Origin of the sequence: Ekhidna sp., from assembly GCF_963691765.1 — a bacterium.
Lineage (GTDB): Bacteria > Bacteroidota > Bacteroidia > Cytophagales > Cyclobacteriaceae > Ekhidna.
In genome coordinates this window covers 258,525-275,677 of the sequence record NZ_OY829375.1, presented here as the reverse complement: position 1 = coordinate 275,677, position 17,153 = coordinate 258,525, and the positions used below count along the sequence as shown (strand labels likewise).

General features: G+C 39.1%; 16 protein-coding genes. 9 read left to right on the top strand and 7 right to left on the bottom strand.

Annotation, left to right across the window (positions count from 1 at the left end):
* Positions 1 to 11 precede the first annotated feature (11 nt).
* The 4 genes from ACY650_RS01260 (at position 12) to ACY650_RS01245 (ending at position 4,164) form a co-directional block, all read left to right on the top strand.
* Positions 12 to 1,652: a M28 family metallopeptidase gene (locus tag ACY650_RS01260; protein WP_462250941.1), complete on the top strand. Its 1,641-nt coding sequence runs from the start codon at positions 12 to 14 to the stop codon at positions 1,650 to 1,652.
* Positions 1,653 to 1,843: 191 nt separating this feature from the next.
* The gene (locus ACY650_RS01255) at positions 1,844 to 2,416 is read left to right on the top strand and encodes a RidA family protein (protein ID WP_462250939.1); all 573 of its coding nucleotides are present in this window, start codon (positions 1,844 to 1,846) and stop codon (positions 2,414 to 2,416) included.
* 39 nt (positions 2,417 to 2,455) lie between these two features.
* Positions 2,456 to 3,076, top strand: a complete 621-nt coding sequence (locus ACY650_RS01250) for an FISUMP domain-containing protein (RefSeq protein ID WP_462250937.1) — start codon at positions 2,456 to 2,458, stop codon at positions 3,074 to 3,076.
* 8 nt (positions 3,077 to 3,084) lie between these two features.
* Complete coding sequence (locus ACY650_RS01245; RefSeq protein WP_462250935.1) at positions 3,085 to 4,164, top strand: BamA/TamA family outer membrane protein; 1,080 nt, start codon at positions 3,085 to 3,087, stop codon at positions 4,162 to 4,164.
* Here ACY650_RS01245 and ACY650_RS01240 read toward each other — a convergent pair.
* Complete coding sequence (locus ACY650_RS01240) at positions 4,161 to 5,600, bottom strand: pyridoxal phosphate-dependent decarboxylase family protein (RefSeq protein ID WP_462250933.1); 1,440 nt, start codon at positions 5,598 to 5,600, stop codon at positions 4,161 to 4,163. The genes ACY650_RS01245 and ACY650_RS01240 overlap by 4 nt on opposite strands.
* Before the next feature lie 11 nt (positions 5,601 to 5,611).
* Positions 5,612 to 6,430: a carboxypeptidase-like regulatory domain-containing protein gene (locus ACY650_RS01235; RefSeq protein ID WP_462250931.1), complete on the bottom strand. Its 819-nt coding sequence runs from the start codon at positions 6,428 to 6,430 to the stop codon at positions 5,612 to 5,614.
* Positions 6,431 to 6,602: 172 nt separating this feature from the next.
* Between ACY650_RS01235 and ACY650_RS01230 the strand changes: the two genes are divergently transcribed.
* Positions 6,603 to 6,959, top strand: coding sequence for a hypothetical protein (locus ACY650_RS01230; RefSeq protein ID WP_462250929.1), 357 nt, complete (start codon positions 6,603 to 6,605; stop codon positions 6,957 to 6,959).
* Here the strand turns inward: ACY650_RS01230 and ACY650_RS01225 are convergent, their stop codons facing one another.
* The 3 genes from ACY650_RS01225 to ACY650_RS01215 all read right to left on the bottom strand — a co-directional run bounded on the left by ACY650_RS01225 (position 6,960) and on the right by ACY650_RS01215 (position 9,534).
* The gene (locus tag ACY650_RS01225) at positions 6,960 to 8,348 is read right to left on the bottom strand and encodes a mercuric reductase (RefSeq protein ID WP_462250927.1); all 1,389 of its coding nucleotides are present in this window, start codon (positions 8,346 to 8,348) and stop codon (positions 6,960 to 6,962) included.
* A gap of 168 nt (positions 8,349 to 8,516) precedes the next feature.
* Complete coding sequence (locus ACY650_RS01220) at positions 8,517 to 9,065, bottom strand: hypothetical protein (protein ID WP_462250925.1); 549 nt, start codon at positions 9,063 to 9,065, stop codon at positions 8,517 to 8,519.
* A 4-nt stretch (positions 9,066 to 9,069) separates the two neighbouring features.
* A complete protein-coding gene (locus tag ACY650_RS01215; protein ID WP_462250923.1) occupies positions 9,070 to 9,534 on the bottom strand; it encodes a hypothetical protein in 465 nt (154 codons plus the stop codon).
* Between the two features lie 103 nt (positions 9,535 to 9,637).
* Here ACY650_RS01215 and ACY650_RS01210 point away from each other — a divergent pair, with 103 nt between their 5' ends.
* The 3 genes from ACY650_RS01210 (at position 9,638) to ACY650_RS01200 (ending at position 12,553) form a co-directional block, all read left to right on the top strand.
* The gene (locus tag ACY650_RS01210; protein ID WP_462250921.1) at positions 9,638 to 10,258 is read left to right on the top strand and encodes an FISUMP domain-containing protein; all 621 of its coding nucleotides are present in this window, start codon (positions 9,638 to 9,640) and stop codon (positions 10,256 to 10,258) included.
* Positions 10,259 to 10,414: 156 nt separating this feature from the next.
* Positions 10,415 to 10,930, top strand: a complete 516-nt coding sequence (locus tag ACY650_RS01205; protein WP_462250919.1) for a hypothetical protein — start codon at positions 10,415 to 10,417, stop codon at positions 10,928 to 10,930.
* 42 nt (positions 10,931 to 10,972) lie between these two features.
* A complete protein-coding gene (locus ACY650_RS01200) occupies positions 10,973 to 12,553 on the top strand; it encodes a flotillin family protein (protein WP_462250917.1) in 1,581 nt (526 codons plus the stop codon).
* Positions 12,554 to 12,593: 40 nt separating this feature from the next.
* Here ACY650_RS01200 and ACY650_RS01195 read toward each other — a convergent pair whose 3' ends face one another.
* Together ACY650_RS01195 and ACY650_RS01190 are read right to left on the bottom strand one after the other, a co-directional pair.
* The gene (locus ACY650_RS01195; protein WP_462250915.1) at positions 12,594 to 13,499 is read right to left on the bottom strand and encodes a DUF6438 domain-containing protein; all 906 of its coding nucleotides are present in this window, start codon (positions 13,497 to 13,499) and stop codon (positions 12,594 to 12,596) included.
* A 363-nt stretch (positions 13,500 to 13,862) separates the two neighbouring features.
* Positions 13,863 to 14,753: an SRPBCC family protein gene (locus ACY650_RS01190; RefSeq protein WP_462250913.1), complete on the bottom strand. Its 891-nt coding sequence runs from the start codon at positions 14,751 to 14,753 to the stop codon at positions 13,863 to 13,865.
* Between the two features lie 145 nt (positions 14,754 to 14,898).
* On the opposite strand from ACY650_RS01190, the gene ACY650_RS01185 reads away from it, so the two are divergent.
* Entirely contained in the window at positions 14,899 to 17,010 is a 2,112-nt protein-coding gene (locus tag ACY650_RS01185; RefSeq protein WP_462250911.1) for a M1 family metallopeptidase, read from the top strand.
* Positions 17,011 to 17,153: the final 143 nt, after the last annotated feature.

Sequence of the window (17,153 nt, the reverse complement as noted above, 5' to 3'; positions counted from 1 at the left end):
CACGTTATATTATGAAAAAATACCTTGCCTTATTAAGCCTTGGAGTCATGTTTTATGCATGTCAACCTAGCTCCGAGACATCTAATTCTGAATCATCAGCAACACCTGAGATATCCGAAGCTTCCTTACAGAAGCATGTGGAAACGCTAGCTTCTGATGATTTTCAAGGACGAAAGCCTTTCACAGAAGGAGAGACTAAAACAGTAAATTATTTAGTAGATCAGTTTAAAGCCTATGGTTTGGAGCCGGGAAATGGTGATTCTTACACTCAAGATGTGCCGATGGTAGAACTTACTGCTAGCCCATCTGAGGTGATGACAGTTGAAGGCAATGGTCAGACGGTAGAGTTGAAGGTGCTTGATGAATTTGTTGCTTATACTGAGAAAGTAGTAGAGTCGACTTCAATTGATGCTTCAGAACTTGTCTTTGCGGGATATGGTGTTGTTGCTCCTGAATACGATTGGAATGACTATGAAGGTTTAGATGTGAAGGGAAAAACCGTAGTTGTTTTAGTGAATGATCCTGGTTTTGCTTCTGGGGATTCTACCTTCTTTAAAGGTGAGACAATGACATATTACGGTCGTTGGACCTACAAATATGAGGAGGCTGCTCGACAGGGTGCGGCTGGATGTTTGATTATCCACGAAACAGTTCCAGCAGGATATGGATGGTCAGTTGTAAGAAATTCCTGGTCAGGTGCAAGCTTATACTTAGATCAGAGCGGTGGTGCATATCAACCTGAAATTTTAGGATGGATCACTCGGAATGCGGCGATCAAAATCTTTGAAGCATCAAATGTAGATATGAAGAATTTTGCCGCTCGATCTAGAAGCAGAGATTTCAAAGCTGTGAGTCTTGGTATGAATGCTTCGGTTTCAGTAACAAACAAAATCAAGCGTGATCAATCTAAGAATGTAGTTGCAAAAATTACTGGTTCTGAAAACCCAGACGAATACATCATATATTCTGCTCATTGGGATCACCTTGGAATAGGTCCTGAAATTGAAGGTGACAGCATTTATAATGGTGCCCACGACAATGCATCAGGAACAGCTACACTACTTGGAATAGCTGAGGCTATGGTGAAAATGGACAAGCCAAAAAGGTCTGTTGTATTCCTGGCTGTTACAGCTGAAGAACAAGGGCTTTTGGGATCTAAGCATTATGGAGAAAACCCCATTTATCCTCCAGCCCAAACAGTAGCGAATATCAATATGGATGGTATCACCACTTTTGGTCCAATGAAAGATTTGACCGTAGTAGGATATGGGCAATCGGAATTAGAAGATATTGCTGAAGAGATTGCCAAGAAACAAGGACGCTATATCATTCCAGATCCAGATCCAGGAAAAGGCTATTTTTTCCGATCGGATCATTTTCAATTTGCAAAAGTTGGTATTCCAGCACTTTATGCTTCAGGATCCTACGAACATATGACTGAGGGAGTATCATACATAGACAGTCTGAATAAGATCTATTTAACATCTCAGTATCACAGGCCACAAGATGAAATTAGTGACAGCTGGGTATATGACGGTATGGCGCTAGATGGTGCATTGATGATGGAAGTAGGTCTTAATGTTGCTAATTCTGCCAACTGGCCTAAGTGGAAAGAAGGTTCGGAGTTCAAGGCAATCAGAGAGAGCGAATAGTCAAGGTAGACAAAGAGTTATCAAAAGCAGTGTTGCGAAAGCAATTCTGCTTTTTTATTTGACAGACACCTATACTCGCTATTGAATTCAATCAGATGAAAGAGGTTGGATTTGTATCTAATCGCCTAATTCGAGCAATGGGTTCGCTGATGTCATGTAACTTTAGTTCCAAAATTTAAAATACTGATATCGTGCGAACCTTATTGCTTACTTCCATTTTTATCTTATTTCTTTCCGCTTGTAATCATTCTCATGATCACACTCATGAGACAATTACAGCAGATACCACAGCACTTTATGACTATGATGTCGAAAGTAAAATTGCTGAAATGGGTATTGAGCTAAAAGAACCAGCTCCTCCGGCAGGAAACTACGTAAATTCCGTACGTACAGGTAACTTGGTATTCATGGCTGGCAAAGGTCCTAATTTACCAGAAGGTGGATATGTGACTGGTAAAGTGGGGGAGGACCTCACAGTAGAGGAAGGGTATGAAGCTGCAAAGTTGGTTGCGCAGGCGCAGTTGTCAGCTTTGAAAGCAGAAATAGGAGACTTGAATAAAGTGGTAAGGATTGTCAAAGTATTAGGAATGGTAAACAGCGCAAGTAATTTCGGTAATCAACCTGAAGTGATAAATGGATTTTCTGACACAATGGTCGGAGTATTTGGCGATAGGGGAAAACATGCAAGAGCAGCAGTTGGGATGGCAGCTTTACCGCGTAACATTGCTGTTGAAATTGAGATGATTGTTGAAGTAAGGGATTAGATTTGCTACTTGTTTCTGTTAATGATTAAACCACCGAAGATGAAAGCTAAATATTACCTCGCAGTTTGTATGGTCTTCTTTGCAGCTGCATTTGTCAATGCGCAAAATAAGGAAGAGAAGAGTAAGAAATTTTCTCATAAAATGGGTTCATACACTGACGAAAGAGATGGGAAAGTTTATACTACAATCACCTTCATTAGAGAACATAATGGAAGAACCATTGAGCGTACATGGTTTGCTGAGAATGTAACATTTGAAGTGTCTGGGTCTAAGGTGTATAACAATACTGGAGAGTATGGAAATACTTTTGGTAGGCTTTATAATTATGAGCAAGCTAACCTTGCATGTCCAGATGGTTGGCACGTTCCTACCATACATGAATGGAAACACCTCTTTCATTTTTTTGGAGGCTGGCATCACTCAGGTAAATATCTGATAGAAGGTAAAGCCAGTGATATGGATATGCTTTTTGGTGGATTCGGAAATCCAGATGGAACATTTAAGGGAATAGGTGTTCATGGAAACTGGTGGGACAATGAACTAAAGGATAGCAACTCAGCAGGTATTATCACGCTTAAAAAGGGTGATGAGAATATCTATCATTCTAAGGTGGGTGATAGACACTACTTAAGCTGTAGATGTGTGAAATTCCATAACTAGCCCTTTTGGTGAAACGAGTTTTAGGAGTTCTTCTCCTCCTTCCTTTTTGTGTTTTTGCACAAGAATCAGATACCACTGCGAATGAGAATTCGTTTGCTGTTTTTCCAGCAATAAGTTACGCGCCGGAGACAAGTTTGCAATTTGGTGGAGCTGCAATATGGGTTTTGGGTAACTCTGAGGGTGCAGAGTCAGGATTTCAACGGCAATCTACATTAACTCCATTCTTCATTTACACACTAAAAAGGCAATCTATTGCCGCTGTAAACTTTGATTACTACTTCGCGAATGGGAGGAATTTAAATACTTCTATGAGGTATTTTAATTTCCCTGATTCATACTATGGAATTGGAAATGATCGTGATCCTGATGTTTCAGAAATGTATACGAATCGTTTTTTTCAGATTGAAGGACAATTTTTACACCCCTTAAATCCCAAAATGTTCATTGGGATTGCATTTGATTTTCATTTCACCAGCCTTAGAGATAAGATAGAAGCAGGAATGCTAGAGACTGATTTACCAGTTGGATTGAATGGGGGAAACCTTGCAAGCATAGGACCTTCATTTCGATATGATACACGAGATTATACACTCTATCCAACAAAGGGGTACTTCATTTCGAGTAGGCTTTTGATAAATGAAATCGGAGATTTTGGTTTTTCTAGCTACCTGGCGGATTTTAGAAAATATGTCGATTTAAAAGATCAAAAACACATACTGGCTTTTCAATTTAGGACGCAACTTACATTCGGTACAGGAGCTCCATTTTATAAACTACCTCAACTTGGAGGTGATGAACGTTTGAGAGGAATTGCGAACGCAAGCCTATATCGTGATCGCCAAATGATGTATACGCAAGTAGAGTATCGCAGGCCGTTATTTTGGCGCTTTGGAATGACAGTATTTGCAGGAGTAGGAGATGTAGCTTTTGACATTAATGATTTTAGCACTTCAGAATTCAAATACGTCGCTGGTCTAGGAGGCAGACTTGCAATCATACCAGAGCGCAGACTCAATGCCAGGCTTGACATTGGAGTAGCGCGAGGTGGTCAAACCGGCATATATATCGGTATTAGCGAAGCCTTCTAAGCCTTCAAGAGTTCTTCAACCTTCTCCTCAATAATCCTTATGAGTAAATCAATTTTGGATTTATGCGTTCGAAAAACAACGATAGCAACTCGAATCCAGAATTTGCCGTGGATGGTTGTTGAAGACAGGAAGATTCGACCATCATCTTGAATTGCTTTAATCAGTTTTTCGTTAAAACTATTAGCCTCGCCATTTTGAGGAGTATATCGAAAGATGGTAATGGATAGATCTGGCGAAGGTCCAACTTCAAATCCATTTTTCTCAAAAAGTATATTTCTGAAATATTGAGCCAGGAGCATTTTTTCTTCAAGCGCTGCTCTAAATGGTTTTATGCCAAATAATTTTAATGGTAACCACATTCGTAAGCCTCTAAAATGTTTGGTTAATTCTGGAGATACATCAGCAGCATTAATTTCTTGCTCAGAGTCGACAAGGTCTTGAAGATAGTCTGCAGTATACCTATGCGCTTTGTAAAGAGATTTAAGGTCTTTAACTAGTACTGCACCAGACCCGAAGGGTAGAAAGAGACTTTTATGTGGGTCAAGTGTGATTGAGTCTGCTTTTTCTATGCCCTTTGTCCTATCCACAATGCCTGGAAGCAACCTAAAAAAACCTCCGTATGCGGCATCAACATGAAACCATATTCCATATTTTGAGGCTATTTCACTCATTGAATGTATTGGGTCTATGGTTCCTGTATTTGTAGTGCCAAGTGAGCCATTAATGAAGAACGGGATAAGACCGTTTGATTGGTCTTCTTGTATCAAATGATCCAGGCTAGAAATATCTAATTCGAAGTTTTCGTTGATGGGGAGATATCGCAGCTGAGCTTCTCCGAGGCCTGCTATTCGTAATGCCTTCTGCAATGAATGATGCGCTTGATCGGACAAATAGATCACGAGCTTATCAAAGTCTTTTGCTTTAATATTTTTTGCTTCTCGGGCGGTTACTACTGCTATTAAATTGGAAATGGAACCTCCTGAAGTTAGGTTGCCAGTTGCTGTTTTTGGAAAGCCCATCAATTCGTTCATCCAACGGATGAGCATATTTTCCATTCGCGCTGCTCCTGGTGCGGGAAAGAAGATGCCTGCATATTTATTACTTACAGCAGCTATGAAATCTCCAAGAGCAGAAGGGTAGAGTCCACCGCCAGGAACATATCCCATGTGACCTGGTGATGCCGCATTAATGCCATCTAGAATTACGTTTGATTTTAAAAATTGAAGTATTTCATCCAATTGAGTGGGTTCTTCAGACAGTTTATCTTGATCTGCTGGTTCTGGTTCTGGATTCTGGAAATATGCATTCGTTTCTGGAAGTGCTCCAAGATAATCCAGCGATTGTTCAATCACTTTTTGTGTGAGCTCTTGACTTTCGGTTGCATCAGGTTCAAGTTGTCGAGCAATTGCTTCTAACTCAAGTATTTTTTTGATCATCAAGACCAAATTTAGCCAATGTAGTATTTGACATCTTTGGTTATCTGTGCGCCTGGATTAAAGTTGTCTTTTCTTTTTCTCTTTTTACCAGCCTGAAACTCATCCAGCAATGCCATCATTTTTTTATGAATCTCAAAAAGTGTGGTTTCTACCAAGTATTCAGTTGAAAACTGGCAATAGGCAATGAAGTCAGTAAGTTCGTCGCCTTTGAGTTTCGTTTCTTGTGAAACCCAGTCACGGTTAAACTTGCGAAAAGCAGAGCGCTCAAGCTCTTGCTGAGCTAGAATTTTATTTAGCTTTTTCTTCTCTTTCCCTTTTTTAGTAAGCCCACCAAGATCGAAACCAATGCCAATAGTTGGAGCTTGGTAATTGTTTGGTTTGATCTTCATTTCATTTGCAGCTACCTCGTAAGCATCTAGTGGGATGGCATCAAGGCCAAATACGACCAGTGATGAATCCATAGGTTGCGTTTCGATTATCAAGTCTTTGAAGCGTGAATATTCAGGGAAAACGTTGACCTCTACTTCTCCAAGCTGTGTGGTCATCTGAACCAATTCAAAATGTATGGAGTCTTTCAAATCCTCGAGTGTATAGTAGATCGATTCGTATCCGACGAATGTCACAACTAAAGAATCTCCAACTTGTACGGGAATTTTGAATCTTCCATTCTCATTGGTGTTTGTAATCAAGCCAGCCGATAAATTTCTGATATGTGCTCCAATTACTGGATCTGAGCTATTTAGATCGGTCACCTCTCCATACAAATAATCTCTCTGGGAAAATCCGTAAAAGCTTAAAAAAAGTAGGGCTATGGGTAGAAATTTTTTCACAAGTTCAAATATCAAGAACGAGTAATCGAATGACTAATTATTAAGAATTTTTAACAGCGTATATTTAGTAATACTATACATCACCAATTAAAACCACTAGTATAATGATGCGTTAAATAACTCAATCCATTACATGCGGATTTGTATATTACAAAATACTAAAGAGCCACCAATGCCATTATCTTACATTACTCACAAAGGGAAAGAAATACTTTATGTAGATCTTACCGAATCTAAATCAGAAGCACGATCATTGGAATTATTGGAAGAAACGAAGGATGCATACCTTGCGGCTTCTGAAAAATTGCTTGTGCTGGTCAATACGGAAGGAGCATTTGTTAACCCTGTAGTTAGCAACAAAATGAAAGAATACGGCAAAATGTATTTTAAAGATCGTGCTGAGAAACGTGCTTTTGTGGGCATAAGTGGATTGAAGAAGTTGATATTTAGTGCTTATACCAAAATCACTGGAGGCAATGTTAGAGTATTCGACGACCTTGAAAGTGCTAAAGAGTTCTTAGTGAGTTAATCACAAAGCCTCATCACTTTCCTTCACCTCCTTAATTCCATCAAGTATCCATGGCATCAATTCTGAAACTGTAGGGTGTACCAATACTACTTTTCTATAATGCACACATGGGATTTTGGAATGCATAATTGTAGCGAACATATTGATGATTTCATCTCCTCCAACCCCAAGGATTGAAGCGCCTAGAATTAGATCTGTTTCTGCATCCACAAGAAGCTTCGTGAAGCCTTTAGTTTCACCCATCTCTTTGGCTCTACTTATACGGTTCATTGGTCTTACAGCTTTTAATACCCGCTTTCCACTTTTTAAAGCTTCTTTTTCTGTCATACCCACTCGACCCAATGGTGGGTCTGTAAACAGACCATAGATCATGTTTCTAGTACTTAGTGTTCTATCTCCGCCATATAGCTTGTCTAACACAATTTCAGCATCATTAACTGCTGTGTGGGTAAAACCACCATGTCCATTAACATCTCCTAAAGCATATACATGCTTCTCTCCTGTTTCGCAAAAGTCGTCGACTTGGATATATCCAGGATCATTCATTTGGATGGAAGTACCTTCAAGATTCAAAGTATCACTATTTGGTACTCTGCCGGCAGCAATTAGCAATTGATCTCCTACAAGCGTTTTTGTATCTCCATTTTGTTCTATTGTTACTTCTTTTGTCTCCCCATTTTGAGCAACATTAAGTGTGTCTGTACCAGTATATATATCTATTCCTTCTTCCTCCAGAAATTCTTGAACAGCCTGTGCTACATCAGCATCTTCTCGGGGCATTAATTGATCGGAACGTTGAATTAAGCTGACCTTAGCTCCAAACCTTCTAAAGACCTGCGCAAATTCAACACCGATATAACCACCACCAATAATTAATAAATGGTCAGGAACTTCAGTTAAATCCAATAATCCTGCACTATCTAGCCAGTGAACTTCATCTAAACCATTTATTGGTGGAGCACTAGGCCTGGTCCCCACGTTGATATAAATATTATCTGCAGAATATCTATTCCCATCAACTTCTACTTCTTTAGAACCAACAAACTGTCCTTTTCCGCGAATTAGTTCAACATTGGAAGACCCTTCCATCCAATTGGTTAGCCCATTACTACCCCCGTTTCGGATCTCATTCATTCGCTTTCTTACTTGATCGAAATTTAATTTCAATCCACTCGTTTCGAACCCATAAAAGTCACCTCTTTGAGCCTGGTAGAATACTTTGGCAGACGCAACCAAAGTCTTAGTAGGGGTACAACCATAGTTTACACAGCTGCCACCTACTTTATCTGCTTCAATAACTCCAATGGTATCTCCTGTGGGTATTAGTTTGCCGAGAAGGGTTCCCAGGGCCTGACCTGTTCCAATGATGAGGTGATTAAAGTGAGTCATATTCGTAGGGTTAAGTAGAATAGTAAGCTACGAATTATATGGGTATTAATGATACCTCTAAGAACAGTATGTTGGGAGAAAGACGTTTAAGAAAAATAGAGATCACAGTTGTTCGATTGTACTTCTTGGAAGCTTATTTAGTGCTTATTTGAAGTGTGATAAGTGTTGCTATTTGAATCCACTTCCACTCCAAATTCCTAACTTTTCTACTTGGTCCGATAAAGGTCTTATTGTTTTAGTAAATGCTTCTTTTTCAAACTGGAGATAGACGTGTGCAGAGTCTAAGCCTATCATGTGCTGTTCTTCTTCTGTTGGAATGAATTTGTAATTGGACACAATACTGTCAAATTCAGTTTTTAATTCCATTTTAAAGCTATTTACGCTATCTAAAGGTATTAGAAGTTGCATTCGAGCGCTCTTACTATACAATCGGAACGAAAGACCGTCGCGATATTTATTTCTATAAAATCTAGTAATAGGAGTGAGGTTTACTATCGAGTCGTTTCTTTCCCATGTGAAAGCTTTAAATCGGCCACTCATTCCTGTACCATCGGTCCAACCTCTTTGGTACACGATTGAATCTTCAAAAGTGTAAATGTTTGAGGAATACCAATGACCTATTGAGAATTCGGGATATTGCTGCCTCTCCAGGTCCAATGAATGATGAGTTCCCGCACATCCGGTAAAGAGTAGTAAAATTATGAGCTTCCGCGGCATAAGATTACGATAAGACACGACCTTCTTTCTTGGCTTCATTGTCTTTTAATGAGCCAAAAGCAATTCCCAACGCCATTCCCATTCCTACGCCCATCGACAGCCCTATTGATATCCAAATAGCCCCAAACATTGTTCCGAAAGTTAATCCAATGCCTGGACCGAACATCATTCCATACATCATTCCTTGTCGCATATAGTGCCCTTCGGTTACCCATGAATATTCAGTTTCCAAATACTTCGTGAACTCACCGTATTTAGAGGTAAAGAATTTCTTCTTATTCTCAAGATCAGTTGCTAACTCCAATTCATCAAGCTTTTGTTCAATATCCTTGACTTGCTCATTTGTCAAATCTCGAGCTTTCAGCGCCTCCAATACTTTGATAAAGCCATCAAACAGCTTAAGCATGTATTTCTTGGTTTCCTGATCTTTGTTTTTGTTTAAAACTTCTATTGCTTCTTCAAAAGTCATATTGCCTCTAATCCTTTAATTGATCCTAAAATAGCTGATTTAAGATTATTTAACAGCCAAGAATCCTTGAACTGGTTTAAGTTGTAATCTCAAATATCAGACTATGAGAACATTTTTGCAGATACTTATTCTTATTGTGATTTCCCCTTTGGTTGCCCAAACAAAAGGTTCATTTAAAGATGGGCGTGATGGTAAAGTTTATGAAACGATTACCTACAAAGTAGATAAGTCAGAAGCATTAGTAGATCACGATGAATACGGCACGTATACTTCTGGATCCAGGCTTGAATATCGAATCGAATTGGATAAAATACCCTCGTCAATGACGTGGATGACAACTAATTTGAATTATGAATCAGGCAATTCGAAGTGTAAGAATTCAACAGATATGAACTGTGAGCAATTTGGAAGACTTTATACGTGGTATTCAGCAATAGAGGTATGTCCAAATGGGTGGCATTTACCTTCTGACGATGAATGGTTTGTTTTGGCTTCGCTCTACGGAGGAGTTTCTGAAGCAGGGCAGCACTTAAAAAGCACAGGTTTGAATGGAACAAATGAAAGTGAATTCAATGTAATCAAGCCTTCAATATTTTGGTCCTCTAATGAATTGGATGAATCGTCTGCCTTAGATTGGAAAGTCAATTATCGTTGGGTGAAGTTGCAACGTTGGAAAGGAGGTAAGAACCTGTATAATTCTGTACGATGTGTCAAGGATTATTGAATCCATTTAGTTTAGAATGAAGCCTTTCACCATAAACGCTCAAATATTATTTGGATTCACCCAGATATAAAATATAATTGCTAAGGACATTATGTCTGAAATTGTTAGAGCTTCTTGTAAGTTCATCACTTGTACAACTATCGCTTATAAACCACTATGGTAGAATTGTATTGGTATGTCGCTACCATTTCCAGCGGATTGCTGGGGTTAATCATCCTATTCAACATCATTGGATTCGATATCGATGAGATCGATGTTGGCCTTGATTTTTTCTCATTCAATTCCTTGGTGGGCTTCTTTTGTGTAGGTGGCTGGACCGGCTACCTAGCCAATGATTTCACTGTTTTTGATCAATGGATTGTATTGGCACTTGCCGTTCTAGCGGGCTTAGTTACCTATGTTGGTAGTATTTATATACTGAAGCGTCTCAAAAACTGGGAATCAAGTGGGAACATTCAGCTTTCCAATGCCATTGGAAAAGTTGGGAAAGTATATTTAGGAATTCCACCGAAAGGAGAAGGCGAAGGACAAGTAGAGGTGATGATTCAAGAAAGATTAAAGATTGTAAGAGCTATCTCACATGCAGATAAAATTGATACTGGATCGAAGGTGATTGTCTTTGATTTGGTTGATAATAAATTAGTCGTTGAACCTTATAATGAAGAAAGTTAAATGGAGTTTATAACCAGTGTATTTGGTGTCATAATTCTTGTTATGGCGCTGCTGTTACTCATTTTCATCGCGCGCTATAAGCGATGTCCTTCCAACAAGATTTTGGTAGTATATGGAAAAGTTAGCGGCTCAAAAAGTGCGAAATGTGTGCATGGAGGAGGTGCTTTTATTCTACCGATCATTCAGGATTATTCATTTCTGAATTTGAGTCCTATTCCGATAGACATAGATCTTCAGGGGGCTTTATCTAAGCAGAATATCCGTATCAATACCCCAAGTACGTTTACTGTCGGTGTATCTACAGAACAAGGCATCATGCTTAATGCTGCTGAGAGACTTTTGGGTCTTGAAGATGAAGAAGTAAAAACACAGGCTTTGGATATTATTATCGGTCAGTTGAGATTGGTGATTGCGACACTTTCAATTGAAGAAATTAATAAAGATCGAGAGCAGTTCCTTCAGTTAATTAATAAGCACGTAGCTTCTGAGCTTAATAAAATTGGTTTAGAGCTGATCAACGTAAACATCAAAGATATTACGGATGAGTCAGGCTATATCGAGGCGATCGGTCAGAAGGCTGCTGCTGAAGCTGTGAACAAAGCAAGAGTAGAGGTTGCTGAGCAGGAAGCATCCGGAGCGATGGGAGAAGCAAAGGCTAGTAAGGAAAAAGATGTACAGGTTGCGAATGAAGTAGCTGAATCTGAGCAAGGTGTAAAAGATGCAGAGGCATCTAAGAGGGTAGCGATTGCTGGGTTAGAGACTCAAGCAAGCTTAGGAGAGGCTAAAGCAGAAAGAGAAAAGGCGGTTCAGATTGCGAATGAAAACGCCTTGAGTGAAGAGGGTAGAAAGAAAGCGGAAGCTCAAAAGCGTATATCTGTTGCTGAGTATGAGGCCGAGGCGATCCAGGGAGAAAATAAGTCACGAGCGATTGAAGCGGAAGCTCAAGCTGAGCTAGCGAAGCGTGAAGCACTAGCAAGAGAGGAAAGCCAAGTAGCAGAGGCGAATGCGTTGAAAAATATCTTAGCTGCGGAGAAAGAAGCTGAGAAGATCAAATTACAAAAAGAAGAGATTGTTCGAAACGAGATCAATAAAGAGAAGCAAATCATTGATGCAGAGGCACGTGCTGAAGAGATCAGAAGAATTGCAAAAGGAGAGGCTGACGGTACATTGATGAAGTTTGAAGCTGAGTCGAAAGGTATGGAAGACTTGTTAGCGGCTAAGGCGAAGGGATATCGAGAGATTATCGAAGCATGTGGCGGTGACGGAAAGTCTGCGGCTACGCTATTATTACTCGAACAGCTTGATGCACTTGTGGCAAGACAGACAGAGGCTTTATCTAACCTTAAGATTGATAAGATCACCGTTTGGGATTCAGGCTCTAATGGAAAGGATCAGAACACTACTTCCAGTTTCCTTAGAAATTACATCGGAGCACTTCCACCAATCCATGAGTTAGCAAAACAGGCGGGTCTTGATTTGCCAGAGTTCTTGGGTAGCATGGCTAAAGATCCTGGCTTAATTCAAGCAGCGGAGGAAGTAAAAGCAGAAGCTAAGCCAGCTGCAAAAACGGCAGCCAAGCCAACTGCAGTTAAAAAGCCAGACCCGAAGGGTAAGGCGAAATAGGAATTAGAAATTGATAATTATAAAAGCCTGAATGTTATGTTTAGGCTTTTTTTGTTAATTCATATTTCCGTAAAAGATCAAAAATATAGTTGTAAAATAAGCGTAGACTTAATGTTCCAGCTCGCCCATAATCTTTAATTGAGTATGAACTACCATCTTTAAAAGTAACGGATATATTAACAGTAGGATTATCAGAAGCACAAATGGCATAATAGTCTTTGAGGTTCTTGAAATCTATGCTTTTAAGAGCATCATTGATAAATTCAATTTGTTTTGTATCGAACTTTAGACTCGTTCTACCCCTCACATTTGTATAGGCTAATCCTTTAAATTTTACTTTTCCTGAATGATTGATTGTCATTTCAAATACTGGGCATGTTCCAAAGCATGAACTTCCTTTGATGATCAGTGATTCGAAATCCTCATTTACATAATTCGGTTTTGGTACCAAATAGTCATCTCTAACATAAAGTGTATCCGATTGAAATACATTTTCTTTTTTCTGACAGTAAGTATCTTCAATTTTATATGTTACCATCAAATAATCACGTTGATTATGAGTGATGATTCTAGGGTATTGATATGCTTGATGTCTCGTAAAAAAGTGATTACCTATGCTAGTTTGTCTCAATGAGTTTCCATCAACTGTAGCAATAAAAACATGTTTAGTATGTTTTCTGGAAGATTCATCAACGTTACCCATAGCATAAAGATCATTTACGCCATCGTGATTAAGATCAGCTATTCTAAAATCTTCAACCATTAAGGAATCTGCTGTAATTGAGTCAGTTTCATAATGATCACCCAATGACTGAAATCGAAAATTTTTTAGTTCAAGATGTTCGTTTAAGAGCTTTGCCATTTCATCCTTATTTTCGGATAGAATCAATTGACCATAAGCTTGACTAGAAAGAAGTATGACGATAATGGATAGTAGTACTTTCATCTACATTTTTTTGAAATCAATATAATGAACCTATTAGTGGAATTAAAATACTTTAGTAAAGCGGAAAGAAAATGAGTATGATCTGTTTCGCAATAAGTGTTATAACTAATAGAATCGCAAGCTTATACCTCTTATATCTTTTATATAAAATGATTGTTATTAGTATCATGAACAAATAGAAGCCGATCATGATAAAGTTGTTTTGTGAGAATACTGGAAATGCCTTAGGAAGAATTCTTAGGTTGGTGTAATTCATTGCAACCAGATAACAATTGATGAATAGGCCGTAGCCAACTACCAGGACCTGAAAGCCAAGTAAGATTATGTCTAAGGTTTTTAATTGGGTTTTGGGCACTTTAGATTCTATTTTCCATGGATTCTTTCCAGGTCGTTTGCAAGATTTCTGAATACAAATTCATGCTCTTGTTCGATTCCAATTTTTTCAAGTGGCTGCCAGTAAAATCTTGGGTAAAGCTCAGATGAATAGGTGGTAATTCTAGTCATTTTACATCCACCGTTCTTTAATTCTTCGAAAGTATATATGGCTTCTTTGAATTCGAACCACTTTCGTCCAGTGAGTTGGTATTCAATCACATCCATTTTTAATGTTTTACCTCTTTCTAATGCTGTGACTCGCTCAACTATTTTTCCATTTTTAAAATAGCAAGTTCTTAATCCTCCAACTCTTTCCTCATGCAAAATACATTTATGAGGGATAGGAAGATCTAGCTTCATCAAGAAAGGTTTTTCTGCAATTAATGTATCAACAGATTTAATTGCATCATAAACTTGAATTGGTGTATATGCTAACTCTATTGTACTTTCAATTTCAACTATCGCCTCTTTTCCTTCAGTAAGTTTATGTTCTATTGTTCCTAGAGACAAGAAAAGTAGAAATGGTAGTAAAGAGGATTTTAAAATGTCACTAGATTTTTGTTTTCGAGGTTTATTTAGGTATCTGATTAAAAACCCTAGAGCAACTGCTACTATCACAAGTGGCAGTGCCATCAAGACACAGACCATCCCTTCTAGTCCGCCAATAATGAGAAGCACAAAGAAGATAAGCAGTGAAATTACTAGCCCAATAAGTCTGATAGTTTTAAGAGCAGACTTACCAACTACGTATCCAAGAACGAACGGTAGAAATACGAAGAAGGAGAGGCCATATCCTACCAGTTCGAAATAAAGCAGTAGAAAACCTGCTGACAGAAATGTAAGGCAAACAAAGATGGAATTTAGCAACTGTCGACGCATGATTAAGCTAATTTACATCTGGCGTATTTAAATGAGTATTGATCAAGTAATTTCTGTTTCAGCAACTAGTCCTTTTTGACAAGCGGCTGCCACTATCCTGATCCTTTTTATTTTCTTTACGCCACTATTTGATAAAGTAACACCTATGAAACACCTACTAACGATTATTGCATTGACGCTTTGCACGTCTTTAATGGCCCAAGAGCAGCGGATGTTCATGCCGAAGGAGATGAAGCAAGCATATGACAAAGGCACCCGATCTTATGATGGGAAGCCCGGCCCAAACTACTGGCACAATACAGTTGATTATGACATCAAAGTATCCATAGATCCTGAAACACGAGGGATCAGCGGTACTTCTAACATTACCTACACAAACAATAGCCCAGATGATCTTAACACAATCGTTGTTAGGCTTTATAACGATGTATATAGAAAAGGAAATCCTCGAGCTTCTCGTGTAGATGACAGGGACGTAGATGAGGGAGTGACCCTTCACATGGTAAAAGTTCGCGGCGACTCTGTAGATATGGAAAGCAGGTCATTCACGAGAAATGGAACGAATATTTTCATACGTCTATCTGAATCACTGAAAAGTGGGGACAATATCGATTTAGCTATCAACTGGGAGCAGTTTGTACCATATACTAATCGTAGAACCGGAGTTGCAGACAGTACTTCTTTCTTCGTAGCATACTGGTATCCTCAATTGGCGGTTTATGATGATGTATTTGGCTGGGACACGCAGAATTACTCGTTCAGAACTGAGTTCTACAACAACCTCGCAAACTTCAATGTGGAGTTTACAGTTCCTGAGTCTTTCACTGTATGGTCTACTGGAGTGCTGCAAAATCCAGAGGAAGTATTCAATGATGAGATACTGAAACGATACAACGAAGCACTTACTGCTACACAACCTTTAGATATTATTAGTGGAAGCGATTTGAAAGATGGCTTTGCGCACAAATCTGGCGTTTGGAAGTTCAAAGCTGACGAAGTATCAGACTTTGCTTTTGCAATGAGTGATCACTACGATTGGAATGCTGCTTCTCAGCGAGTAGATGGAAGAGATGTATTAATTAGTTCAGTATATCCTACAGGCAATCCACAAGCATATGCTGCGATGACACCTAATCAGCAGAAGACGATGAAGCACTTCTCTGAAGATATTCCTGGTGTACCATACCCATATCCAAGATTTACTACGTTTATTGGCCTTGGAGGAGGTGGAATGGAATTCCCAATGATGGCATACAATGGAGGTCCAGGACTGGGAGTAACTGTTCATGAAATGTTCCACATGTACTTCCCTATGTATGTGCGAACAAATGAAAGAAGGTTTGCCTGGATGGATGAAGGATGGGCGGATTATATCACCGCTTTAGTTACTACTCGTTTCTTTCGTAACGATACCACCGACTTGTTTACTAATTACAAAGGAAGTGTTGGAGGCATGCAAGGGCAATATGAAGATGTACCATTGTTCACTTCTTCGCAGTTCATGGACGGTACCAATTACGGCTATTCAGCATATCCACTTCCTTCTTTCATTTATTCAATGTTGCACTACCACTTGGGTGATGAAATGTTTTACAAAGCATATAAGGAATACATTACGCGCTGGGCAAAAAAATCTCCAATTCCATTTGATTTCTTCTACACTTTTGAGAATGTAAGTGGACAGGATTTAAGCTGGCTATGGAAGCCATGGTTCTTTGAGTATGGATTCCCTAATGTGAAAATTGAAGGTATCAAAAAGGACAAGCTTACAGTTGCCAATCTAGGAAATAGGCCAGTGCCGGTAAAAGTAGATGTGAAATACAATGACGGCACTGACTACACTGTGTCTATGTCTGGCAAGACCATGGCTGGAAAAGATAAGTTTGTTGTTTCTATTCCTGAATACAAAAAGATCGAATCAATAGCAGTGAACTCTAGCTTGCCAGATTTGGATGATACTGATAATTTTTATCCTCCTTTGAAAGATCGCATGGCTGGAGTTGAGGTGCCTGAATTTATTTATGGCACGTACAACATAGCAAACTTCAATATCCAGGCAATAATGGAAAATGAAGATGGACTGGTAAAGGCACAAGTGCCTGCAGCAGGTATGAATGTAGTTGTAATGCCGAAAGAAGATAAATGGGTATCTTTAGATGGCCAAGTTGTTATTACCTTTGACAACTCTGGTGAAAAACCAACCATGAGCATGGAACTGAAGCAATTCGGTGTCACTGTTCAGGGAACAAAAGAATAGCTAAACTAACCTACCTAAGCTAGAACGGCCCTCTTTGTATTGAGAGGGCTTTTTGTTTACTTCTTTTTAAATCTCACATTTAGATTGCGACTACTGCTTAGCAGGAAGGCATCGTCGACCACATCCGCCTTAAACCCCTTTAC